A 6,516-nucleotide genomic window follows, 5' to 3' on the forward strand; every position below is an offset into this window, starting at 1 on the left:
CCTTCGCCTCAGTCGACGATGCCGAGGTCCTCCCGCATCAGCCCGCGCATCGCGGACAGCCGCGGTTCGGCCTCCTTCAGGTCGAGGAGAGCGCCCTCGGCGCTCTCGCCGTCCCGGGCCACGCCGCGGTCGAGCCGCTTGACCACCGCGTCGATGCCCGCGAGGACCTCGTTCACGGACCGGGAGGCCTCCAGGATCCGCTCCGGCACGATCATCTGGGCCTCGGCGTACCGGTCCCGGTAGTCGCGCCGGGTCTCTTCGAGCTGAACGCGTTCGGCATCGCCGTAGACCCCGTCGCGGATGCGGTGCAGGGCGTCCTTCAGGAGGGTGTGGAACTGGCGCGAGGCCCTGTTCATCGCCGTGTACGCGTCTCTGCGCTCCTCGTAGCGCCGTCGCCGCTCCTCTGCCCGGGTCTCCTCGTCCCGCTGCCGCGCGGAGAGCCGCTGGCCGAGTACCGGCGCGAAGAGCGTTCCGAGGACGCCCACGACGGCGGTGATCATGGCGGTCACTGCGGCGGTCATGCGAGGACCCTACGGCAGACCCGCCGGGAGCAGGGCTCCCGGCGGGTCGTCAACACGCTTGCGCTACGGCTTACTTGCCGAAGTACGCGTTGTAGATCGAGATCGTCGACTTGTTGCCCTTCTTGTCGGCGATCTTGGCGTGGAAGGAGATGCCCTTCCCCTTGGCCGGGTTCTTGACGCTCACCTTGCCGTCCTTGACGGTGAGCTTCTTCCAGGTCTTGCCGTAGTCGTACGAGGCGTACACCGACAGGGACTTCAGGTTGCTGCCCTTGGCCGCGCCCTCGACGGTGACCGGGATCTTGACGGTCTTGTCGGCCGGGGCCTTGCTGTCCAGACCCGTGGCCGCGAGGAAGCGGGCCGTGGAGACGGGCAGCTTGGTGATGTCGCTGGTCTTCTTCGAGCGGAACGTCCAGCTGGCGTCGACCCGGGTGGAGGCGGCCGCGACCTTGACGCTGCGCTTGACCGACGTCGTCAGCTTGTAGGCGGCGTCGCCGGCCGGGACTTTGAACTGCTTGTCGCCGAAGAGCGGGTCGTCGTTGCTGCCGACCTTGGTGCCGTTGCGGTACAGGGTCGTCTCGACCGCGGAGAACTTCGAGTAGCCCACGTTGCCCTTGCCGTCCGCGAACAGCGGCAGGGAACCGTAGATCTCGTTGCCCTCACGGAAGACCCCGAAGTCGCTCGTCAGGCGCGGTCCGAAGACAGCGGTGTTGACGGTCTTCGAGTAGCTCTTGCCGGCGGCGAACTTGTGCGTGCCCATGTCGTAGGCGGCCTCGTCGACCGGGAAGCCGTCGGCGTCCACACCGCCGGACTGGGCGAACTCGAGCTGCCACTTCACGCCGCCCTGCGCGGACAGGTGCAGGGTGCGGGTGCCGGGCAGGGTCTGCGGGATGCCGATCGAGGAGGCGCCGGAGCTCCACGGCATCCAGCCCACCGCGCTGACCGAGCCCTTCTTGCCGCTCGCCGAGGCGCCGAGCCCCGCCTTCACCGTGGCGAACTCACCGGCCTTGTAGTGCTTGGTGAAACCGGTGGCGAGCTGCTTGACCGGACCGCCGGCGACGACGTCGTACTCCTCCTTGTCGCCCTTGGACCAGTGGCCGTCCCACTGCTGGGTGACCGAACCGTCGGTGACCTGCGACCCGACGTGGGCGGTGCGGATGTCGGCGAAGGAGTCCAGCCACCAGCCGTAGCCGTAGCTGCTGTCACCGGCTTCCACGGTGTAGTCGGCCGAGGCGAACTCCGACTTGGCGCCCGTGGCCGGGACGGTGATGTCCACCGGCTTGGCCTTGCGGGCGTCCAGCGTGACCGTCGTGTTCTTGGAGACGTTCAGCTTGGGCTGGGCCAGCCAGTCGACGCCCTCGAAGTTCTCCGGGTCGTCGCCCGCGAAGATGTTCGTGTTCAGGACGTAGGTGCCCTTGGGCAGACGCGCGGTGACCGTGCCGTCGGCGTCGTACGGCATGGCCCCCTTGCCCTTGCCCAGGCCCGCGATGCCGGTCAGGTCGGCGCTGTAGTTCTTCGCCGGCTTGCCGTCCCGGTTGAGGAACTTCAGCGTCACGTCGTACGACTCGATCTCCCGCTGCACCGCCGCCGCCGTGCGGACGGTCTGGCCGCCGCCCGTGGCCGTCACGTACGCCGAGTAGGCGCCGTCGACCGTGCCGCCCAGCTTGGTGTTGACGGTGAACGGCACGGAGGCCTTGCCGCCGGCCGGGACCGTCACCGAGGTGGCGCCGAGCTTGAAGAAGCCGGCCGGGACGGCCTGGCCCTTCGGGTTGGTGGCCGTCGACGCCAGCTTCAGCGTGACGTCCTTCGTACCGAGGTTGCGGTACGTCAGCTCCTTGGTGACCGGCTTGTCGTCGGTGTGCGGCCACTGCTGCACCCCGAAGCTCACCGAGGCCGGCTCGGCGATCACGGTCTGCTTGATGGCCTTGTCGACCTGGATCCGGCCCGAACCCTGCTGGAACGGGGTGTACTTGCCGCCCTTGGTGGAGCCGGTGAGGGCGCCCTTCAGCTCGGTGTACTTCCACTCCGGGTGCTGCTGCTTGAGGATCGCCGCGGCGCCCGCGACGTGCGGGGTCGCCATCGACGTACCGGAGATCGTCATGTAGCCGGCCGGCTTCTCGCCGACCTCCTGGGCTATCTGGTTGCCCGGGGCGGAGGCCGCGGTGATGTCCACGCCGGGCGCGGTCACGTCGGGCTTGAGGGCGCCGTCCATGCCGGGGCCGCGGCTGGAGAAGTCGGCGAGCTTGTCCTTGTCGTCGACCGCGCCGACGGTGAGGGCCGCGGCGGCGCTGCCCGGGGAGCCGATGGTCTGCTCGCCGAAGTCGCCCTCGTTGCCGGCCGCGATGGCGAACAGGACGCCCTTCTCGTCGGACAGCTTGTTCACCGCCGCTTCCAGCGGGTCGATCGCCGGGGTGTCGCCGCCGCCCAGGCTCATGTTGATGACGTCGGCGCCCTCGGCGACGGCCCACTCCATGCCGGCGAGGATCTCGGAGTCGCTGCCGAATCCGCCGTCGTCGAGGACCTTGCCGTTGAGGATCTTCGCGCCGGGCGCGACACCCTTGTACTTGCCGCCGGACTTCTTGCCGGTGCCCGCCGCGATGGAGGCGACGTGCGTGCCGTGGCCGACCTTGTCGGTGGCGTCGGGCGAGGTGGTGAAGTTCTTGGCGCCGACCACCTGACCCTTGAGGTCGTCGTGGGTGGCGTCCACACCGGTGTCCAGGACGGCGATCTTGGTGCCCTTGCCGTCGTAGCCGGCCGCCCACGCCTTGGGGGTGCCGATCTGCGGGACGGACTTGTCGAGGCTGGCCTTGCGGACGCCGTCGAGCCAGACGTGCGCGATGCCGGAGGCGGTCTTCTCGCCGTTGGTGACCGCGTCCCAGAGCTCGGGCGTTTCGGCCTGCGGCGTCTGCACCGCGTCCGCGTTCACGGACTTCAGCGTGTGGCGCAGGGTGCCGGCGTCGCGGACGTCGGCCTTGGTGGACGCGGCGCTGCCCTGGTAGCCGACGATGACCTTCAGGCCCTTCTTCTGGGCCTTCCGGGTCGTGGACTTGTTGAGCTCGGTGACGTCGAAGAGCCGCTGGTCGAGCTTGCCGGTGGCGACCAGGCGGGCCGCGTCGGCCGGGATGACGAGGGTGTGGCCGTCGACCTTGCGGATCTGGACGGGTACGTCCTCGCGGCCCTTGGCGTGCTCCAGGCCGATGACACGGCCCTTGGCGTCCAGGACGACGCGGTCGCCGGTGATCAGTGTGATGCGGTGCTTGGCGGTGAGGGAGGCCGGCTTGGCGGACGCTGCCGCCCTGTCGCCGTCGGCCGACGCCGGGCTGGTCATACCCGCCGCCAGGGCCACGGCCGCCGCTGTGGCGACCGTGGCCGCGCACGCCCTTTTCACTTGTCTGCGCAAGTTTCCCCCTTGCAGAAGAACCGGGTGAATTCCCCGTTCACCCGGCCGGGGGTGGTCTCGTACGCATGCCCGTACACCCCCCGGAAGAGGCAGTATGCCGAGAGGTGATCAGGTGCTCAATAGATGAGAAGGAGGTAAGAAATTCGTCGGCCGACTGTTACACGGCCGTCGGAACTCCGTTACAGGGCTGCCGGGTTACGCACGCGTGTTCTCCTTGACGCTGATCCGGCCCTTGCGGATCGTCGCCAGGCGCGGGGCCTTCCGCGCAATCTCCGAGTCGTGGGTGACCATCACGAAGGTGAGACCGAGTTCCTCCCACATGCGTTCGAGCACATCCATGATCTCGTCCCGCATCGATTCGTCGAGATTCCCGGTGGGTTCGTCGGCAAGGAGCACCTTCGGCTGCTTCACGAGGGCCCGGGCTATGGCCACGCGTTGCTGCTGACCGCCGGACATCTCGCCGGGCAGATGCGCGCGGCGCTCGCCGAGGCCGACCGACTCCAGTGCCTCGGCGGCCTGTTCGCGTCGCTGTTTCGGCTTCATGCCGAGGGGGACGAGGGCCGTCTCCACGTTTTCCTGCGCGGTGAGCGTCGGGATGAGGTTGAAGGACTGGAAGACGAAGCCGATGCTTTCGCTTCTCACCCGGGTCAGTCGTGCCTCCGGCAGCGCGGCCAGGTCGGTGCCGTCCAGGACGACCTGTCCGGAGGTGGGGCGGTCGAGACCGCCGAGCATCTGCAACAGCGTGGATTTACCGCCGCCGGTGGGACCCTGGATGACCAGTCGGTCGCCGTCGGGGATGGTGAGGTCGATGCCGTCGAGTGCTGGAACGGTGTTCTTGGACCGGGTGTAGTGCTTGGTGACGGCCTTGAGTTCGTACATTCCGGGAGCTCCTGAATCGCCTTCGAGTGCGGGTGCGTGGGGGGGCGCGCTCACGCGGCGGAGCCGCACATCGATACAGCCCCGCGCCCCTGAGGTCCGTGCTGGTGCCGTCGGCCTGAGGGGAGCGCCTACTCCACCCGCCGCAGTGCGTCCGCCGGGCGCAGTCTGGAGGCCCGCCAGCCGCCGAAGGCCCCCGCGACCAGCCCGCCCGTCACGGCCAGAGCCACCGCCAGGGCGATGGTCGTCGGGCTGACCGGCGCGGTGAGGGCGACGTCGAGGGTCCTCCCGGCGGCCTCACGACCCCGGCCGCCTCCGAAGCCGCCGATGCCGCCCCCGCCCCCAGCCCCGCCCAACTGCGCCTGGAGCGTGGGGCTCACGGCGGTCACGGCATAGGCGCCCGCCAGCCCCAGCGCGATGCCCAGCGCACCGCCCACCAGGCCGTTGACCACCGCCTCGCCGACCACCTGCCGCGTCACCCGGCCCGACGTCCAGCCCAGTGCCTTGAGCGTGCCGAACTCGCGGACCCGGCGCGAGACCGCCGCTGACGTCAGCAGGCCCGCCACCAGGAACGCGGCCGCGAGGACCACGGCCGACAGCCACCGGCCGACGCTCGCGGCGAGGGAGGAGGCCGTGGACAGGGAGCCGGAGACGGTTCCGGCGAGGTCGGCGGAGGTGGTGACCGTGGTGCCCGGGACGTCCTTCTGGATCTCCGACTTGACGCTGCCGATCCGCTGCGAGTCGGTGGCCTTGACGTAGACGGTGGTCACCTGGTCCTTGACGCCGGCCAGTGTCTGCGCCCGCTTCAGCGGGACGTAGAGGTTCGCGGCGGCGTCCCCGCTGTCGGCCGTGGCGATGCCGACCACCTTGAACCCGGTGCCCTTGATGGTCACCGTGGAACCGGCCTTGAGCTTCTTCTCCTTGGCGTACGCCGCGTCCGCCACGGCGACCTTCGCGTCCGTCTCGCTCCTCGTGAACGAACGGCCGCTGGTGATCTTCGAGGAGGTCAGCGGTCCGAGGGCCGGCTTGGTGACGTCGGTGCCGTAGACGGAGTAGTTGTTCACGTCGAAGTCGGCGCCGCCGCCCTCGACGCGGCCCTGCGGCGAGGGCTGGGCCCCGCCCCGGCCGAAGCCCTGCCCGCCGCCGCCCTCACCCTGCTCGAACCGGCCCCGGGTGAACGCGCCGCTGACCTTGAGGACCTGGAGGCTCAGCCCGCCCACCGCGTCCGCGACGCCGCTCTGCGCGTCGACCCTGCCCACGGTCGAACCGGCCAGGGTCTGGAAGCCGCGCACCATGACACGGTCGCTGCTCTGCTCGCCGCCCGACCCGTCGTCCCGGGCGTCGAAGCGGAAGCGCGGCCGCTGTGCGTCGCTCCCGGCCGGTGCCGCGGCCTTGGTGACGGTCATGTCCGTGCCCAGCCCGTACAGCGACTCCAGCACCTTGTCCTGCGCCCGGCCCATTCCGGCGGACACGGAGGAGACGACGATGACCAGCGCGATGCCCAGCGCCAGTCCGGAGGCGACGACGAGGGCCGCTTTTCTGCGGCGGCGCAGCTCGCGCCTCAGATAGGTGAAGAACATGGCAGCAAGCTAGGGACGGTCTGTGATGAGGACTTGAGCCGCGCATAAGAGGTGGATGAGAAGAGACGAATAGGCCGCCGCCCACCCCCGGGCGGGGGAGGGCGGCGGACTAATAGGCGGCGGGGCCGGGGACCCCGCAGTA

General features: G+C 69.8%; 4 protein-coding genes. All 4 read right to left on the minus strand.

The window, feature by feature from the left end; all coding sequences use genetic code 11:
• Positions 1-8: 8 nt before the first annotated feature.
• A complete protein-coding gene (locus tag AB0E85_RS31865) occupies positions 9-521 on the minus strand; it encodes a hypothetical protein (RefSeq protein ID WP_361934523.1) in 513 nt (170 codons plus the stop codon).
• Positions 522-591: 70 nt separating this feature from the next.
• On the minus strand, positions 592-3,906 hold the full coding sequence (locus AB0E85_RS31870) for a S8 family serine peptidase (RefSeq protein WP_361934538.1): 3,315 nt from the start codon (positions 3,904-3,906) through the stop codon (positions 592-594).
• A gap of 207 nt (positions 3,907-4,113) precedes the next feature.
• The gene (locus AB0E85_RS31875; protein WP_361934526.1) at positions 4,114-4,797 is read right to left on the minus strand and encodes an ABC transporter ATP-binding protein; all 684 of its coding nucleotides are present in this window, start codon (positions 4,795-4,797) and stop codon (positions 4,114-4,116) included.
• Between the two features lie 128 nt (positions 4,798-4,925).
• Positions 4,926-6,374, minus strand: a complete 1,449-nt coding sequence (locus tag AB0E85_RS31880; RefSeq protein WP_361934529.1) for an ABC transporter permease — start codon at positions 6,372-6,374, stop codon at positions 4,926-4,928.
• Positions 6,375-6,516 lie beyond the last annotated feature (142 nt).

It is taken from the genome of Streptomyces sp. NPDC029044 (assembly GCF_040637495.1).
Taxonomy (GTDB): Bacteria; Actinomycetota; Actinomycetes; order Streptomycetales; family Streptomycetaceae; genus Streptomyces.

Excerpts from the sequence above, each read along its gene's own strand:
- AB0E85_RS31880 (WP_361934529.1), bottom strand. The coding sequence starts at position 6,374 with ATGTTCTTCACCTATCTGAGGCGCGAGCTGCGCCGCCGCAGAAAAGCG.
- AB0E85_RS31865 (WP_361934523.1), bottom strand. The coding sequence starts at position 521 with ATGACCGCCGCAGTGACCGCCATGATCACCGCCGTCGTGGGCGTCCTC.
- AB0E85_RS31875 (WP_361934526.1), bottom strand. The coding sequence starts at position 4,797 with ATGTACGAACTCAAGGCCGTCACCAAGCACTACACCCGGTCCAAGAAC.